At 72.9% G+C, this 15,206-nt stretch carries 11 protein-coding genes; 2 read left to right on the top strand and 9 right to left on the bottom strand.

The genetic code is table 11. The features are described 5' to 3' along the window. The first annotated feature begins 178 nt into the window (after window positions 1-178). Window positions 179-5,236, top strand: coding sequence for an ATP-dependent helicase (locus ABS735_RS28125; RefSeq protein ID WP_373903454.1), 5,058 nt, complete (start codon window positions 179-181; stop codon window positions 5,234-5,236). Between the two features lie 18 nt (window positions 5,237-5,254). Next, window positions 5,255-6,085, top strand: a complete 831-nt coding sequence (locus tag ABS735_RS28130) for an Fpg/Nei family DNA glycosylase (protein ID WP_373903453.1) — start codon at window positions 5,255-5,257, stop codon at window positions 6,083-6,085. Between the two features lie 59 nt (window positions 6,086-6,144). Here the strand turns inward: ABS735_RS28130 and ABS735_RS28135 are convergent, their stop codons facing one another. The 9 genes from ABS735_RS28135 to ABS735_RS28175 all read right to left on the bottom strand — a co-directional run bounded on the left by ABS735_RS28135 (window position 6,145) and on the right by ABS735_RS28175 (window position 15,032). Further along, window positions 6,145-6,633 carry an SRPBCC family protein gene (locus ABS735_RS28135; protein ID WP_373903452.1) on the bottom strand — a complete coding sequence of 163 codons (489 nt, stop codon included), beginning with the start codon at window positions 6,631-6,633 and terminating at the stop codon, window positions 6,145-6,147. An 83-nt stretch (window positions 6,634-6,716) separates the two neighbouring features. Next, window positions 6,717-7,004, bottom strand: a complete 288-nt coding sequence (locus ABS735_RS28140; RefSeq protein WP_373903451.1) for a hypothetical protein — start codon at window positions 7,002-7,004, stop codon at window positions 6,717-6,719. A 6-nt stretch (window positions 7,005-7,010) separates the two neighbouring features. Next, window positions 7,011-7,481: a Dps family protein gene (locus tag ABS735_RS28145; RefSeq protein WP_373903450.1), complete on the bottom strand. Its 471-nt coding sequence runs from the start codon at window positions 7,479-7,481 to the stop codon at window positions 7,011-7,013. Window positions 7,482-7,733: 252 nt separating this feature from the next. Next, complete coding sequence (locus ABS735_RS28150; protein ID WP_007387871.1) at window positions 7,734-8,114, bottom strand: helix-turn-helix domain-containing protein; 381 nt, start codon at window positions 8,112-8,114, stop codon at window positions 7,734-7,736. Window positions 8,115-8,223: 109 nt separating this feature from the next. Beyond that, on the bottom strand, window positions 8,224-8,769 hold the full coding sequence (locus ABS735_RS28155) for a CinA family protein (protein ID WP_373903448.1): 546 nt from the start codon (window positions 8,767-8,769) through the stop codon (window positions 8,224-8,226). Then, window positions 8,766-9,584: a CDP-diacylglycerol--glycerol-3-phosphate 3-phosphatidyltransferase gene (pgsA, locus tag ABS735_RS28160; RefSeq protein ID WP_373903447.1), complete on the bottom strand. Its 819-nt coding sequence runs from the start codon at window positions 9,582-9,584 to the stop codon at window positions 8,766-8,768. Before pgsA ends, ABS735_RS28155 begins: the two co-directional genes overlap by 4 nt. Further along, complete coding sequence (rimO, locus tag ABS735_RS28165; RefSeq protein ID WP_373903446.1) at window positions 9,581-11,062, bottom strand: 30S ribosomal protein S12 methylthiotransferase RimO; 1,482 nt, start codon at window positions 11,060-11,062, stop codon at window positions 9,581-9,583. Before rimO ends, pgsA begins: the two co-directional genes overlap by 4 nt. Before the next feature lie 91 nt (window positions 11,063-11,153). After that, on the bottom strand, window positions 11,154-12,017 hold the full coding sequence (locus ABS735_RS28170; protein ID WP_373903445.1) for a helix-turn-helix domain-containing protein: 864 nt from the start codon (window positions 12,015-12,017) through the stop codon (window positions 11,154-11,156). Between the two features lie 261 nt (window positions 12,018-12,278). Continuing rightward, window positions 12,279-15,032 (bottom strand): DNA translocase FtsK, encoded by a 2,754-nt coding sequence (locus ABS735_RS28175; protein WP_373903444.1) that lies wholly within the window; start codon window positions 15,030-15,032, stop codon window positions 12,279-12,281. Window positions 15,033-15,206: the final 174 nt, after the last annotated feature.

Below are 15,206 nucleotides of genomic sequence, written 5' to 3' on the forward strand. Positions count from 1 at the left end.
CGGCACACGCCACGCCGCACGCACCTGGCTCGGACACCTGCCACGCCGGGCTGGGCTGGGACCCGGGCCCGGACGAGCGAGCTCGACGACCGGCCGGTGGGCCGTCCCCGGTCCCGACGACGGCCGGCCGGAGGTCCGGCTCGGGCCGATTGTCAGTGGCCGGGTGCACGATGGATCCATGGTCAGCTCCGCACACCGAGCCCTGGACGGCTTCTCCCCCGCGACCCGCGGCTGGTTCACGGGGGCCTTCTCCGCGCCCACCTCCGCCCAGGCGGGCGCGTGGCAGGCCATCTCGCAGGGCTCGGACGTGCTGGTGGTCGCCCCCACCGGCTCCGGCAAGACGCTGGCCGCCTTCCTCGCCGCACTGGACCAGCTCACCTCGACGCCCCCGCCCGCCGACCCCAAGAAGCGCTGCCGCGTCCTGTACGTCTCCCCGCTCAAGGCCCTGGCCGTCGACGTCGAGCGCAATCTCCGCAGCCCGCTGACCGGCATCCGCCAGGAGTCCGTACGCCTCGGCCTGCCCGAGCCCGAGGTCAAGGTCGGCATCCGCTCGGGCGACACCCCGGCCGCCGAGCGCCGCGCCCTGTCCACCCGGCCGCCGGACATCCTGATCACCACCCCGGAGTCCCTGTTCCTGATGCTGACGTCGGCCACGCGCGACGCGCTGACCGGCATCGAGACGGTGATCCTGGACGAGGTGCACGCGGTCGCGGGCACCAAGCGCGGCGCCCATCTCGCGCTCACCCTGGAGCGGCTGGACGAGCTGCTGCCGAAGCCGGCCCGCCGCATCGGTCTGTCGGCGACGGTCCGCCCAGTGGACGAGGTCGCCCGGTTCCTCGCCCCGCGCGGCCGGGTCGAGATCGTCCAGCCGGAGTCGGGCAAGGAGTTCGACCTGTCCGTCGTCGTCCCCGTCGAGGACCTCGGCGAGCTGGGCGGCTCCCCGGTCGCGGACGGCAACGAGGGCGCGGAGCGCCCGTCGATCTGGCCGCACGTCGAGGAGCGGATCACCGACCTGGTCCAGTCGCACCGCTCCACGATCGTCTTCGCCAACTCCCGGCGGCTTGCGGAGCGCCTGTGCAACCGGCTCAACGAGATCGCGTACGAACGCGCGACCGGCGAGCCCCTGGACGAGCACCACTCCCCCGCCGAGCTGATGGGCGGCTCGGGCGCCGCCCAGGGCGCCCCGCCCGTGATCGCCCGCGCCCACCACGGCTCGGTCTCCAAGGAGCAGCGCGCCCTGGTCGAGGAGGACCTCAAGGCGGGCCGGCTGCCCGCCGTCGTCGCGACCTCCAGTCTGGAGCTGGGCATCGACATGGGCGCCGTCGACCTGGTAATCCAGGTCGAGTCGCCGCCCTCCGTCGCCTCCGGCCTCCAGCGTGTCGGCCGCGCGGGACACCAGGTCGGCGCGGTCTCCACGGGCGTGGTCTTCCCCAAGTACCGCGGCGACCTGGTGCAGTCGGCCGTGGTCACCGAGCGGATGCGCAGTGGCGCCATCGAGGCCCTGAGGATCCCCGCCAACCCGCTGGACGTGCTGGCCCAGCAGCTGGTGGCGATGACCGCGCTGGACACCTGGCAGGTCGACGACCTCCTCGCCACGGTCCGCCGCGCCGCGCCCTTCGCCTCGCTGCCGGAGTCGGCCTTCACCGCCGTCCTGGACATGCTCGCGGGCCGCTATCCCTCCGACGCCTTCGCCGAGCTGCGCCCGCGCGTGGTGTGGGACCGCATCGCCGGCACGGTCACCGGCCGCCCGGGGGCGCAGCGGCTCGCCGTGACGTCCGGAGGCACGATCCCCGACCGCGGGCTCTTCGGGGTGTTCCTGGCCGGTGCCGACCCGAAGAAGGGCGGTGGCCGGGTCGGCGAGCTGGACGAGGAGATGGTGTACGAGTCCCGCGTGGGCGACGTCTTCACGCTCGGCACCAGCTCCTGGCGGATCGAGGACATCACGCGCGACCGGGTCCTGGTCTCCCCGGCGCCTGGCGTGCCGGGCAGGCTGCCGTTCTGGAAGGGCGACCAGCTGGGCCGCCCCCTGGAGCTGGGCCGCGCGCTGGGCGCGTTCCTGCGCGAGGTCGGCTCCCTCTCCAAGGAGGACGCCCGGCTGCGCCTGGTCACCGCGGGCCTGGACGCCTGGGCCGCGGACAACGTGCTGTCGTACCTCGACGAGCAGCGCGAGGCCTGCGGCCATGTCCCCGACGACCGCACCATCGTCGTCGAGCGCTTCCGGGACGAGCTGGGCGACTGGCGGGTCGTGGTCCACTCCCCCTTCGGAGCCCAGGTCCACGCCCCCTGGGCCCTCGCCCTGGGCGCCCGCCTGTCCGAGCGGTACGGCATGGACGCCCAGGTCATGCACGCCGACGACGGCATCGTGCTGCGCCTGCCGGACGCCGACCTGATGGGCCTGGACTTCCTCGACCAGGACCCCGCCAAGCCGGGTCTCGAGTACGACGCCGACAAGGCACCCGTCGGCGCGGCCGACGTCGTCTTCGACAAGGGCGAGGTCGACCGGGTCGTCACCGACCAGGTGGGCGGCTCGGCGCTGTTCGCGTCCCGGTTCCGGGAGTGCGCCGCCCGCGCGCTGCTGCTGCCGCGCCGCAGCCCCGGCAAGCGCACCCCGCTGTGGCAGCAGCGCCAGCGCGCCGCGCAGCTGCTGGAGGTGGCGAGCGAGTACGGCTCGTTCCCGATCGTCCTGGAGGCGGTCCGCGAGTGCCTCCAGGACGTCTTCGACGTGCCCGGCCTGGTCGAGCTGATGGGCGACCTGGAGGCCCGCAAGGTCCGCCTGGTCGAGGTCACCACCCCGGAGCCGTCCCCGTTCGCGCGCTCCCTGCTCTTCGGATACGTCGCCCAGTTCCTGTACGAGGGCGACTCGCCGCTCGCCGAGCGCAGGGCCGCCGCCCTGTCCCTGGACTCGCGGCTGCTGGCCGAGCTGCTCGGCCAGGCGGAGCTGCGCGAGCTGCTCGACGCGGAGGTGCTCACCGAGCTGGAGCGCGAGCTGCAGTGGCTCACCGAGGACCGCCGCATCAAGGACTCCGAGGGAGTCGCCGACCTGCTGCGGGTGCTCGGTCCGCTGACGGACGCGGAGCTGGCCGAGCGGGGCGCCGAGCCGCAGTGGGCGCCCGAGCTGGCCGCGGCCCGCCGCGCGATCAGGGTGCGCATCGCCGGCGCCGACCACTGGGCGGCGATCGAGGACGCGGGCCGGCTGCGCGACGCGCTGGGCACGGCGCTGCCCGTCGGTGTGCCGGAGGCCTTCACCGAGCCGGTCAAGGACCCGCTCGGCGACCTCCTCGCCCGCCACGCCCGCACCCACGGCCCCTTCACCTCGGTCACCGCGGCGGCCCGCTTCGGTCTGGGCGTGGCGGTCACCGAGGGCGCGCTGCAGCGGCTCGCCGGGACGGGGCGGGTCGTGCAGGGCGAGTTCCATCCGGCCGGCATCGGCCAGGAGTGGTGCGACGCGACCGTGCTGCGCAGGCTGCGCCGCCGTTCCCTGGCCGCGCTGCGGCACGAGCTTGAGCCGGTGGCACCGGCCGCGCTCGGCCAGTTCCTCCCCCAGTGGCAGCACATCGGCAAGGGACACACCGTGCGCGGCATCGACGGGCTGGTCCGCGCCGTCGAGCAGTTGCAGGGCGCCTCGGTGCCCGCCTCCGCGCTGGAGAAGCTGGTCCTGCCCTCCCGCGTGGCCAACTACTCCCCCGCGATGCTGGACGAGCTGACGGCCGCCGGCGAGGTGGTGTGGGCGGGAGCGGGTTCGCTGCCCGGCAAGGACGGCTGGGTCTCCCTCTACCTGGCGGACGCGGCCCCGCTGCTCCTGCCGCCCCCGCATCCCCTGGAGACGACCGCCCTGCACGAGTCCGTCCTGAGCACCCTCTCGGGCGGGTACGGTCTGTTCTTCCGCCAGATCGCCGACCAGGTCCGCGCCACCACCCACCCGGAGGCCACCGATCCGCAGCTGGCCGACGCCCTGTGGGACCTGGCCTGGTCCGGACGGCTGACGAACGACACCCTCGCGCCCCTGCGCTCCCTGCTGGGCTCCGGGCGCACCGCCGGGTCCACCGCCCACCGTGCCAAGCGCGCGGTGCCCCGAGGGCGGTACGGCTCACTCACAGCCGCCGCCCGCCCGGCGTCCCGCACCGGCCCGCCGACGGTCGCGGGCCGCTGGTCGCTGCTCCCGGCCCGCGAGGCCGACGGGACGGTGCGGGCCCACGCCCTGGCCCGCACGCTCCTCGACCGGCACGGCGTGGTGACCCGCGGCGCCGTGGCCGCGGAGGGCGTGGAGGGCGGCTTCTCGGCGGTGTACCGGATCCTGGCCGCCTTCGAGGAGAGCGGCCAGGCCCGGCGCGGCTATGTCGTGGAGGGGCTGGGGGCGGCGCAGTTCGCCATGGAAGGGGCCGTGGACCGGTTGCGCGCGGTGGCGAACGCCCGCGAGCGCGGTGACGGCCCGCCCGCACCGGCGGAGTCCGCCGGCGGCGCCTTCGGCCCCGACCTCACATCCGGCGGCCCCGCCGGACCGGCCGCCGGTCCCCCCGTCGACCCCTTCGGCGACTTCGGCGGCTTCGGCGACTCCGCGTCCGGCAGCCCCGGCGCCACCGGCGCCCCGGATCCCACCGGCGGCTTCGCATCCGACGGCCGGGAAGGTTTCGGCCACCAGGCCCCCTTGGACGACTTCGACGACGTCTTCGCCGACCCCGACCGCCTGGGCCGTTCACCCTCGCGCGGTGACTACATCTCGCCGCGCGACTACGCCGAGCCGGGCGCCGGCGGTCCGCGTGGGGGCGGCGGGCGCGGCGGCTTCGGAGGCCCGCGCGGCCCGTACGACACCGGTTTCCCCGGTCGGCGCGATCGCACCGCCGTCGGACCCCGGGCCGTCGTCCTGGCCGCCGCCGACCCGGCGAACGCCTACGGCGCGGCCCTCGGCTGGCCCGAGCCGCCGGCCGGGGCCACGCACAAGCCCGGCCGCAAGGCGGGCTCCCTGGTGGTGCTCGTCGGGGGCGAACCCGCCCTCTACATGGAACGCGGCGGCAAGACGCTTCTGCTCTGGCCCTCCGACCCCGACCGGCTGCCCACCGAGGACCCGCGTCTGCGAGCCGCCGCGGAGGCACTCGCGGAGGCCGCCCGCGCCGGTTCCCTCGGCACCGTCACCGTGGAGCGGGTCAACGGCGCGGCGGCCCTGACGTCGCCCTTCGGCCCCCTGCTGGAGGGAGCGGGGTTCATCGCCACCCCGCGCGGTCTGCGCATCAGGGCGTGACCCTGTCACCCTTGGACCATGCCCGAAGGAGACACGGTCTGGCAGGCGGCGCGACGGCTGCACGACGCCCTCGCGGGCAAGGTGCTGACCCGCAGCGACTTCCGCGTCCCCCGGTACGCCACGGTCGACCTCACCGGCCGCGCCGTCCTGGACGTGACCCCGCGCGGCAAGCACCTGCTCACCCGTGTCGAGGGCGGCCTGACGGTGCACTCGCACCTGCGGATGGACGGCTCCTGGAAGGTGTTCGCACCCGGTCAGCGCTGGAGCGGCGGCCCCGCGCACCAGATCAGGGTGGTCCTCGCCACCGCCGACCGCACGGCCGTCGGCTACCGCCTCCCGGTGCTGGAGATCCTGCGCACCGCCGACGAATCGCGCGCCGTCGGCCATCTCGGCCCTGATCTGCTCGGCCCCGCCTGGGACCCGGCGCGGGCCCTCGGCAATCTGCGCGCGGACTCGGGCCGTGCGCTCGGTGAGGCCCTGCTCGACCAGCGCAACCTCGCCGGTATCGGCAACGTCTACAAGAGCGAGCTCTGCTTCCTGCTCGGCATCACGCCCTGGCTGCCGGTCGGGGAGCTGCCCGCCGACCGCGCCGCGCACCTCCCGGTACTCGCGCACAAGCTCCTCGAGGCCAACCGCGACCGCCCGGTCCGCCGTACGACGGGCTTGCGCGGCCAGGATCTGTTCGTGTACGGCCGGGCGCCCCGCCCGTGCCTGCGCTGCGGCACGTCGGTCCGGGTGGCCGACCAGGGCGACGGCTCCCGCGAGCGCCCCACGTACTGGTGCCCGACCTGTCAGACGGGTCCCGCGCCGCGCCCGGGCGGCCTCGCGGGCGCCCGAAGACGGCGCTGAGGGCCGCCCGAGGGAGAGCCGCCCGAGGAGACCGCTGAGGAGGCGGCGGGACGGACGGCTCAGCCGGCGGCGAGCAGAGCCTCCATCTGGCCGGCCGCCTCGCGCATGCCCTCGTCCATGCCCATCGTCATGAGCTGGTCCATCTGCTCCCGGGTGTCGAAGGCCGCCCGCATCTCCATGCGGGTGCCGCCGTCGCGCTCGGTGAACGTCACCCGGTTCGCGGTCGTCGGCATCGCGGCGTTCGGCACCCCGTCCTCGTCGGCGAACCCGTCGGTGAACTCCAGCGACCGGGGTGCGTCGACCGTGGCCACCCGCCACCAGCCGCGGTACTTCTCACCCCCCGGGCCGGTCATGAAGTACGTGACGTCCCCGCCCGGGGTCAGGTCGTGCTCCTCCACCGTCGCCGGGTAGGACGGCGGTCCCCACCAGCGTTCCAGCTGCCGGGGGTCGGCCCACAACTGCCACACCCGTTCGGCGGGGGCGGCGAAGTCGGCGACCAGGGTGAGGGTAAGATTGTCCAGATCCTTGTCCAGGCCGGTGACACTCATCGGCTCCGTCCTTCCGTCCATCGGTGCGCTTCGGGTTCCGGCGGCGCCTCGGCGAGCAGGTCGGACATGCGCACCTCTACCGCTCACGGCTCGCCCACGGCCCGCTCACCGCCGTCCGCAAGACCGGACGACGCCGGACCCGGCACCGCCCCGCGCAGGGCCCGCCGCCACCGCCCCGCTCCCAGCGCCCCCACGGCCCGGCGCCGTGGCACACAGTGCACCGGAAGCACGCTCAGCCCCCAGCCGCCGACCGCGACCGCCCCTTCCAGCACCCCGGCGGCGGGCTCCAGCGCCAGGCGCAGTACGGCCCACCACCACAGCGCGCAGAGGCCCAGCGCGGCCGTCCGGCGGGCCGTCCGCGCCGCCGCCATCCCGCGTCATCCGTTTCCGGCCTGGAACATCCAATGCTGCTTCTCGAGATCTGCCGTGATCTGGATGAAGATGTCCTGGCTCACGGGATCGGGGGCGTCGCTCGCCGCGATCCGCTCGCGCATCCGCCCGATCACCGCACCCAGCGCGTCCACGATGGTCTGTACGGCGGTGGTGTCGTCGACCCAGCCCTCGGGGGTCACGTCGATGCCGCTGCCGACGGCGACCGTCGCGGCCCGCCCGTCCGGGGACACGCCGAGCGCGGAGGCACGCTCCGCCACGGTGTCCGAGTGCGTGCGGGCGGTACCGACGAGTTCGTCGAGCTGGAGATGCACGGAGCGAAAGCGCGGACCGACCACGTTCCAGTGGATCTGCTTCGCCACCAGGGCCAGGTCGACCAGGTCGACGAGGGCCCCCTGCAGCGCCTCGGAGACGGTCTTCAGGTCCGCGTCGGACAACGGGCTCTTCACGACGTACATCCACGCCTCCGTCGGTTCGTCCCCCGGCCATCTCCCTCCACGATGACCGCACCCACACGGACCGGCAAACCGGCGGACGCGCCGCCTCCGGCACTCACAGGCGTCGACGCTCGCGAGGCTCGGCCCGCGCGTGCGCGTACCGGTCCCGGGCATGCGCGTACCGGCCCTGGCATGCGAAAACCCCGACCACGTCACTCCGTTCTCCCGGAGCGACCCCCGGCCGGGGCCTCACACGCACACGTTCTCGGCCGCTCAGGCGGCGACGACGTCCACTGCCTCGGCGGGCGCCTTGATGGTGACCCGTTCCGGTGGCACACCGGTCACCGAGACGGAACCCAGCATCGGGCGCACCGGTGCCGGAACGGTCTCGCTGGGCGTTGCCGCAGCGGACTGGGCCAGCTCGGCGAGGGCGAGTTCGTCGCTCACTTCCCGCATGAGCTCGGACATCCGTACGTCCAGCGCGTCGCAGATGGCGGAGAGCAGCTCGGAAGAAGCCTCCTTCTGCCCCCGCTCCACCTCGGAGAGATAGCCGAGTGAGACTCGGGCGGACGAGGAGACTTCGCGCAGAGTACGGCCCTGGCGTTGGCGCTGCCGACGCAGCACGTCACCCAGCAGGCGACGGAGCAGAATCATCGGTGGCTCCCTCCTCGGACCGTGTAACCGCATCCTTCACGCCCCACCGTACCGCCTCGCGCCGCGGCCGTGCGGGGAGCGATGTCGTGTTCACTCAGGGCTGCAAACATCAAAACCCCCCGTTCCGTTCCGTATCCTGTGCCCGCTCATTCCCGGTCTGTTCGCTCGCAAGCTCCCTCAAAAGGAGTGCGAGTACGCTCCGTACACTCTCCATACGAATTTCCGCGCGCTCGCCGTTCAACCGCAGCGCCTCCACTTTTCCGCCATCGGCGCAAGCCCCGTCGGCTCCGAAGGGCCCGTCCACGGCCACGAAGACCGTCCCCACGGGCTGTCCGTCCTGCGGTTCCGGGCCGGCGACGCCCGTCGTCGCGATGCCCCAGTCGGCACCCAGGGCCGTGCGCACCCCTGCCGCCATCTGGGCGGCGACCTGCGGGTCCACCGCTCCGCGCGCCGTGAGCAGCTCGGCGTCGACGCCGAGCAGTTCCCGCTTCAGCTCCGTCGCGTACGCGGTGACGGAGCCCCGGAAGGCCATGGAGGCTCCGGGGACGGCGGTGAGCGCGGCAGCGACCATTCCGCCGGTCAGTGACTCGGCGACCGCAAGGGTCTCTCCCTTGACCGTGAGTAGTCGCACCACGTCGGCGGCCGTGGAACTCAAACTTCCGTCTCCTTCAACGCCGCTCTGCGTTCGGCGATTCCCCGGCGGCGCAGCACAATGGCCTGCTTCACATAGTCCAGTCCGGTCGCCACCGTCAGGACGACCGCCGCCGCCATCACCCAGAACCTCAGGCTGGCCAGGGGTCCCGTCAGCGCCAGGACGTACATGCCGACGGCGATGCCCTGGGTGAGCGTCTTGAGCTTGCCGCCCCGGCTGGCGGGGATGACGCCGTACCGGATGACCACGAAACGCAGGACGGTGATCCCGAGTTCCCGGCCGAGGATGACGGCCGTCACCCACCACGGCAGGTCGCCCAGAGCGGACAGGCAGATGAGCGCCGCCCCCATGATCGCCTTGTCGGCGATGGGGTCGGCGATCTTCCCGAAGTCGGTGACGAGGTTGTAGGTGCGCGCCAGATGCCCGTCGAAGAGGTCGGTGATCATGGCGATGGCGAAAGCGGCCCAGGCGAAGGAGCGCCAGGCCGGGTCGTACCCCCCGTTGCCGAGCATCAGCGCGACGAAGGCCGGCACGAGGAGCAGCCGGAGCATCGTCAGCAGATTGGCGACGTTCCAGACGCTCGCCTGGTTGACGGCGGCGGCCGCGATCTTGCCACCGCGTCCGGCGCCACCGCCCTCGGTCGCACCCCGTTGCGCCGTGGTCCGCTCCGGCGCACCCCGCTCCGCCGCATCCCGTCCCACGGCGCCCCCCGGAGTCGTACGCTCGGCCGGTTCCTGAGCCGCACCCGACGCACCGCGCGGGCCGGCCCTGCGCGCGCCGGAGGAGCCGCCCGCCGCGGACGCCGGGACTCCGCTCATCTGCCGGCCTCCTCACTCCACTCGGGCGAGCCCTGCAGCGGCTCGGCCACCAGGTCGACACCCTCCGTACCGACCACCTTCGCGTCGACCATACGACCGACACTCAGGCCCTCGCCGCTCGTGAGCAGCACCTGGCCGTCCGTCTCGGGTGCCTGGTGCTCCGCGCGGCCGCGGACGCCGTCACCCTCGTCGGCGGACTCCACGGACTCGACGAGTACCCGCACGGTCGCTCCGACGCGCTCGTCGGCCCGCTGCGAGACCAGTTCCTCGGCCAGGCGGGAGACACGTGCCAGCCGCTCGGCGACGACGTCCTCGTCCAGCTTGTCGCCGTAGGTCGCCGCCTCGGTGCCCTCCTCGTCGGAGTACCCGAAGACGCCGATGGCGTCGAGGCGGGCGTGGTTCAGGAACCGCTCCAGCTCGGCGAGGTCGGCCTCGGACTCGCCGGGGAAGCCGACGATGAAGTTGGAGCGCACGCCCGCCTCGGGCGCCTTGCTCCGGATGGTGTCCAGGAGCTCCAGGAAGCGGTCGGTGTCGCCGAAGCGGCGCATCGCGCGCAGCACGTTCGGAGCGGAGTGCTGGAAGGAGAGGTCGAAGTAGGGCACGACCTTCGGCGTGGAGGTCAGCACGTCGATCAGACCGGGGCGCATCTCGGCCGGCTGGAGGTAGCTGACCCGCACCCGCTCGATGCCGTCGACGTCGGCGAGGTTGGGCAGCAGCGACTCGAGCAGGCGGATGTCGCCGAGGTCCTTGCCGTAGGAGGTGTTGTTCTCGGAGACCAGCATGATCTCCTTGACGCCCTGCTCGGCCAGCCACCGCGTCTCGTTCAGCACGTCGCTCGGGCGGCGCGAGATGAAGGAGCCGCGGAAGGACGGGATGGCGCAGAAGGAGCAGCGCCGGTCGCAGCCGGAGGCCAGCTTCACCGAGGCGACCGGGGAGCCGTCCAGGCGGCGGCGCAGGGGCGCGCGGGGCCCGGAGGCGGGGGCGACGCCCTCGGGGAGGTCGGTCGGGCCGTGACCCGGCAGGGCGACGGAGGCGCCGGCCTCCTGCCGCTCGGCGGGGCTGATCGGCAGCAGCTTGCGCCGGTCGCGCGGGGTGTGGGCGGCGTGGATGCCGCCGTTCAGGATGGTCTGCAGGCGGTCGGAGATGTCGGCGTAGTCGTCGAAGCCGAGGACGCCGTCGGCCTCCGGGAGGGCGTCGGCCAGCTCCTTGCCGTACCGCTCGGCCATGCAGCCCACCGCGACCACGGCCTGCGTTCTTCCGTGACCCTTGAGGTCGTTGGCCTCCAGGAGGGCATCGACGGAGTCCTTCTTGGCGGCCTCGACGAAGCCGCACGTGTTCACGACGGCGACGTCCGCTTCCTCGGCGTCCTCGACGAGCTTCCAGCCGTCCGCCTCCAGACGGCCTGCGAGCTCCTCCGAGTCCACCTCGTTACGGGCGCAGCCAAGGGTGACGAGTGCGACGGTGCGGCTTTCAGGCATGGGCTCAAGACTACTTCGTCCCGCCGACGGCCCACGTCGACGGGGTTGGCCGATCCCGGCCAACCCCGTGGTGACTCGTTTCCCGGATCCGCTATCCGACCTGCGGATCGCCCTTCGTGTACGTCAGACGCTCGACGGCGCCGGGCTGGAAGTCGTCCTCGATCTTCTTGCCGTTGACGTACAGCTCTATGGCTCCGGCGTCGCCGAGGACGAGGTTGACCTTCTCGTTGTCCTGGAAGGTCTTGGAGTCCCCCTGCTTGAGCAGTCCGTCGAAGAGCAGCCGGCCGTTGTGGTCCTTGGCGGAGATCCAGCTGCGTCCGTCGGTGGCGCTGACCTTGACGGTCACCTTGTCCGCCGGCGCGGCGGCGATGGCGCTGTCGCTCGGTTCGGGCTTCGGGTCGGCGGGCTTCTCGGGCTTGGCGCTCGGCGAGGCGGACTCGCCGGACGAGGGCTGGGCCCCCTCGGCGACACTCGCCTCGTTGCCGCCGTCGTCGCCGCCCTTGACGAAGGTGAAGCCCACGAAACCGATCACCGCGACGATGGCGGCGACCATGGCGGCGGTCCAGTTGGGTCCGCGCCGCTCGGGACGGATGCGCTCCGCCTCGAACAGGGGCGCGGCGGCGGTCGGCGCCGGGCGCCCGCCGTGCTCGGCGTCGAACTGCGCGAGCAGCTCGGCCGGGTCGAGCCCGACGGCCTTGGCGAGGGTGCGGATGTGACCGCGCGCGTAGACGTCGCCGCCGCAGGGCGCGAAGTCGTCCGCCTCGATGGCGTGCACGATGGCGATGCGGACCCGGGTGGCGGTGGTGATGTCGTCGACGGTCAACCCGGCGGCGATCCGTGCCTGCTGCAGGGCACGGCCGACGGAGGGGCGGGCTTCCTCGGAAACGTCTTCAGGGACGTCGTCGGACACGTCTTCGATCGGACGCTCGTCTTCGGGGGAGTTGCCGTTGGACACGGGGGCGCCTTTCGAGCGTTTAGCCGCCTGTGCTGGGCGTTCAGTCTAGGGGGGGTGCAAACGGGTGGGGCAACCGGGCGGTACGACCTTTACGCCATCGGAATGGCCCGGCACCCCGATGGTGGACTACCTGTTTGTCACTTCGCTCAACTTGACGTAGGGCATGGGGAAACGGTTGCTCAATGATCCCTAACGGGTGAGTCACGATCGGCCGCCCGCCGCCGTGACCTTCCGTCATGGGAACCCTTCGCCTACCCGTCCCTACCCTTCAGACTCCCCCCGGATCAGCGCGAGCACGCCGTCCAGCTCGTCAGGCTTCACAAGAACGTCACGAGCCTTCGATCCCTCGCTCGGCCCGACGATGCTCCGCGACTCCATCAGGTCCATCAGCCGCCCGGCCTTGGCGAAGCCGACGCGCAGCTTGCGCTGGAGCATCGAGGTCGACCCGAACTGCGTGGAGACGACCAGCTCGGCCGCCTGGCACAGCAGGTCGAGGTCGTCACCGATGTCCTCGTCGATCTCCTTCTTCTGCTTGGTGCCGACGGTGACGTCGTCCCGGAAGACCGGCGCCATCTGGTCCTTGCAGTGCTGGACGACGAGCGCGACCTCCTCCTCGGTCACGAAAGCGCCCTGCATACGGGTCGGCTTGTTCGCGCCCATCGGCAGGAAGAGGCCGTCGCCCTTGCCGATCAGCTTCTCGGCGCCGGGCTGGTCGAGGATGACCCGGGAGTCGGCGAGCGAGGAGGTGGCGAAGGCGAGCCGCGAGGGCACGTTGGCCTTGATGAGGCCCGTGACGACGTCCACGGAGGGCCGCTGGGTGGCGAGCACCAGGTGGATGCCGGCCGCGCGCGCGAGCTGCGTGATCCGCACGATCGCGTCCTCGACGTCGCGCGGCGCGACCATCATCAGGTCGGCCAGCTCGTCCACGATCACCAGCAGGTAGGGATACGGCTGGAGTTCGCGCTCGCTGCCCTCGGGCGGCTTGGCCTTGCCCTCGCGCACCGCGCGGTTGAAGTCGTCGATGTGCCGGTAACCGTAGGCGGCGAGGTCGTCGTAGCGCAGGTCCATCTCGCGCACGACCCACTGGAGCGCCTCGGCGGCCCGCTTCGGGTTGGTGATGATCGGCGTGATCAGGTGCGGGATACCCTCGTAGGCGGTCAGCTCGACCCGCTTGGGGTCGACGAGGATCATCCGGACGTCCTCCGGGGTCGCCCGCATCATGATCGAGGTGATCAGGCAGTTGATGCAGGACGACTTGCCGGAGCCGGTGGCGCCGGCGACCAGCATGTGCGGCATCTTCGCCAGCGAGTGCATGACGTAGCCGCCCTCGACGTCCTTGCCGAAGGCGACCAGCATCGGGTCGTCGTCCTCGGCGGACTCCGCGAGGCGCAGTACGTCGCCGAGGTTGACCATCTCCCGGTCGGTGTTGGGGATCTCGATGCCGACCGCGGACTTGCCGGGGATCGGGCTGATGATCCGCACGTCGGGGCTGGCGACGGCGTACGCGATGTTCTTGGTCAGCGCGGTGATCCGCTCGACCTTCACGGCGGGACCCAGCTCGACCTCGTAGCGCGTGACCGTCGGGCCGCGGGTGAAGCCTGTGACGGCGGCGTCGACCTTGAACTCGGTGAAGACGGTGGTCAGCGAGGCGACTATGGCGTCGTTGGCGGCACTGCGCGCCTTGCCGGGGCCGCCGCGCGTGAGGGAGTCGAGGGACGGCAGGGAGTAGGTGATGTCACCGGAGAGCTGGAGCTGCTCGGCGCGCGGCGGCAGGTCCCGTTCCTTGGGCAGCGGCGTCTTGGTGAGGTCGGGGACCCCATCGCCCGCGGATTCTTCCTCGGGCGTCTTGGCGGGGTCCTTCTTGAGCTTCCCCGGCTGTGGCCGCGCGGCCGGTACGGGCGTGGGCGTCGGGGTCGTGGACTCGCGGTCCCCCGTGCTCACGCCCTGGGTGAGGTCGGCGACCAGCGGCGAGGGCGGCATCCCGTGCAGTACGGCGCCGTCGAGCGCGGCGGCGGCGGCCGCGGCGACGTCCACGGCGTCCATCGGGCGGTTCATCTCGGGCTGCGGCACGGCGGACCGCCGGGGCCTGCCGCGGCGCCGGCTGAGCGCCTCCTGCTCGGCCGCGTCGGGGTCGTACGGCTCGGCGGCGGCCGGTGCCGCGCGCTTGCGGGACCGGGCGGGCAGCGCCTCGCGCCACTGCTCGTCGTAGCGCTCGTCGTCGTCCGTGAGCGCGTCCGCCTCCGGGTCGCCGACCAGGCCGAGCCGCACCCCGAGCTGCCGCAGCCGCTGCGGGATGGCGTTGACCGGGGTGGCGGTCACGACGAGCAGCCCGAAGACCGTGAGCAGCACGAGCAGCGGCACGGCCAGCATGTCGGTCATCGTGTACGACAGCGGGGTCGCCGCTCCCCAGCCGATCAGCCCGCCGGCGTCCCTTATGGCCTGCATGCCGTCGCTGCGGGCCGGTGAGCCGCAGGCGATGTGCACCTGGCCGAGTACGCCGATGACGAGCGCGGACAGACCGATCACGATCCGCCCGTTGGCCTCGGGCTTCTCGGGGTGCCGGATCAGGCGTACGGCGATGGTACCGAGCAGGATCGGCACGAGCAGGTCCAGGCGGCCGAAGGCGCCGGTCACGAGGATTTCGACGAGGTCGCCGACGGGGCCCTTGAGATCGGCCCAGGTGCCCGCGGCGACGATCAGCGCCATGCCGAGCAGCAGCAGCGCGACGCCGTCCTTGCGGTGGGCCGGGTCGAGGTTCTTGGCGCCCTGCCCTATGCCGCGGAAGACGGCGCCGACTCCGTGCGCGAGGCCCAGCCAGAGTGCGCGCACCAGCCGGTAGACGCCTCCGGTGGGGTTCGGAGCCGCTTTGGGCGCGGGCTTCTTCGCCGCGGCCTTCTTGGCGGGCGCCTTCTTCGCGGGTGCCTTTTTCGCGGCGGCCTTCTTGGCCGGCCCCTTCGCGGGAGCGGCCGCCTTCTTCGCGGGCTGCTTCTTGGCTGCGGAGGGACGTGAGGCCATGGGTGTGAGGTTACCGGGGGAGACGGCGGTCGACACGCGTGCCTACCGCTTCACCCGTTCGTGTCGCCCCCGAGCGGAAGCGGAACTGACGGCTCCGGCACAGCGCCTGACTAGTCCTCACAGGGCGCCTCGCAGCCGGCTGCGACAGACCGCCGCGCCGAGCCCCACGCGGCA

Source organism: Streptomyces sp. MMCC 100, from assembly GCF_041538145.2.
GTDB lineage: Bacteria > Actinomycetota > Actinomycetes > Streptomycetales > Streptomycetaceae > Streptomyces.

What these genes read in the sequence shown, in the direction of transcription:
- ABS735_RS28125 (WP_373903454.1), top strand. Translation starts at nt 179, where the DNA reads ATGGTCAGCTCCGCACACCGAGCCCTGGACGGCTTCTCCCCCGCGACC.
- ABS735_RS28130 (WP_373903453.1), top strand. Translation starts at nt 5,255, where the DNA reads ATGCCCGAAGGAGACACGGTCTGGCAGGCGGCGCGACGGCTGCACGAC.
- ABS735_RS28135 (WP_373903452.1), bottom strand. Translation starts at nt 6,633, where the DNA reads ATGAGTGTCACCGGCCTGGACAAGGATCTGGACAATCTTACCCTCACC.
- ABS735_RS28140 (WP_373903451.1), bottom strand. Translation starts at nt 7,004, where the DNA reads ATGGCGGCGGCGCGGACGGCCCGCCGGACGGCCGCGCTGGGCCTCTGC.
- ABS735_RS28145 (WP_373903450.1), bottom strand. Translation starts at nt 7,481, where the DNA reads ATGTACGTCGTGAAGAGCCCGTTGTCCGACGCGGACCTGAAGACCGTC.
- ABS735_RS28150 (WP_007387871.1), bottom strand. Translation starts at nt 8,114, where the DNA reads ATGATTCTGCTCCGTCGCCTGCTGGGTGACGTGCTGCGTCGGCAGCGC.
- pgsA (WP_373903447.1), bottom strand. Translation starts at nt 9,584, where the DNA reads ATGAGCGGAGTCCCGGCGTCCGCGGCGGGCGGCTCCTCCGGCGCGCGC.
- rimO (WP_373903446.1), bottom strand. Translation starts at nt 11,062, where the DNA reads ATGCCTGAAAGCCGCACCGTCGCACTCGTCACCCTTGGCTGCGCCCGT.
- ABS735_RS28175 (WP_373903444.1), bottom strand. Translation starts at nt 15,032, where the DNA reads ATGGCCTCACGTCCCTCCGCAGCCAAGAAGCAGCCCGCGAAGAAGGCG.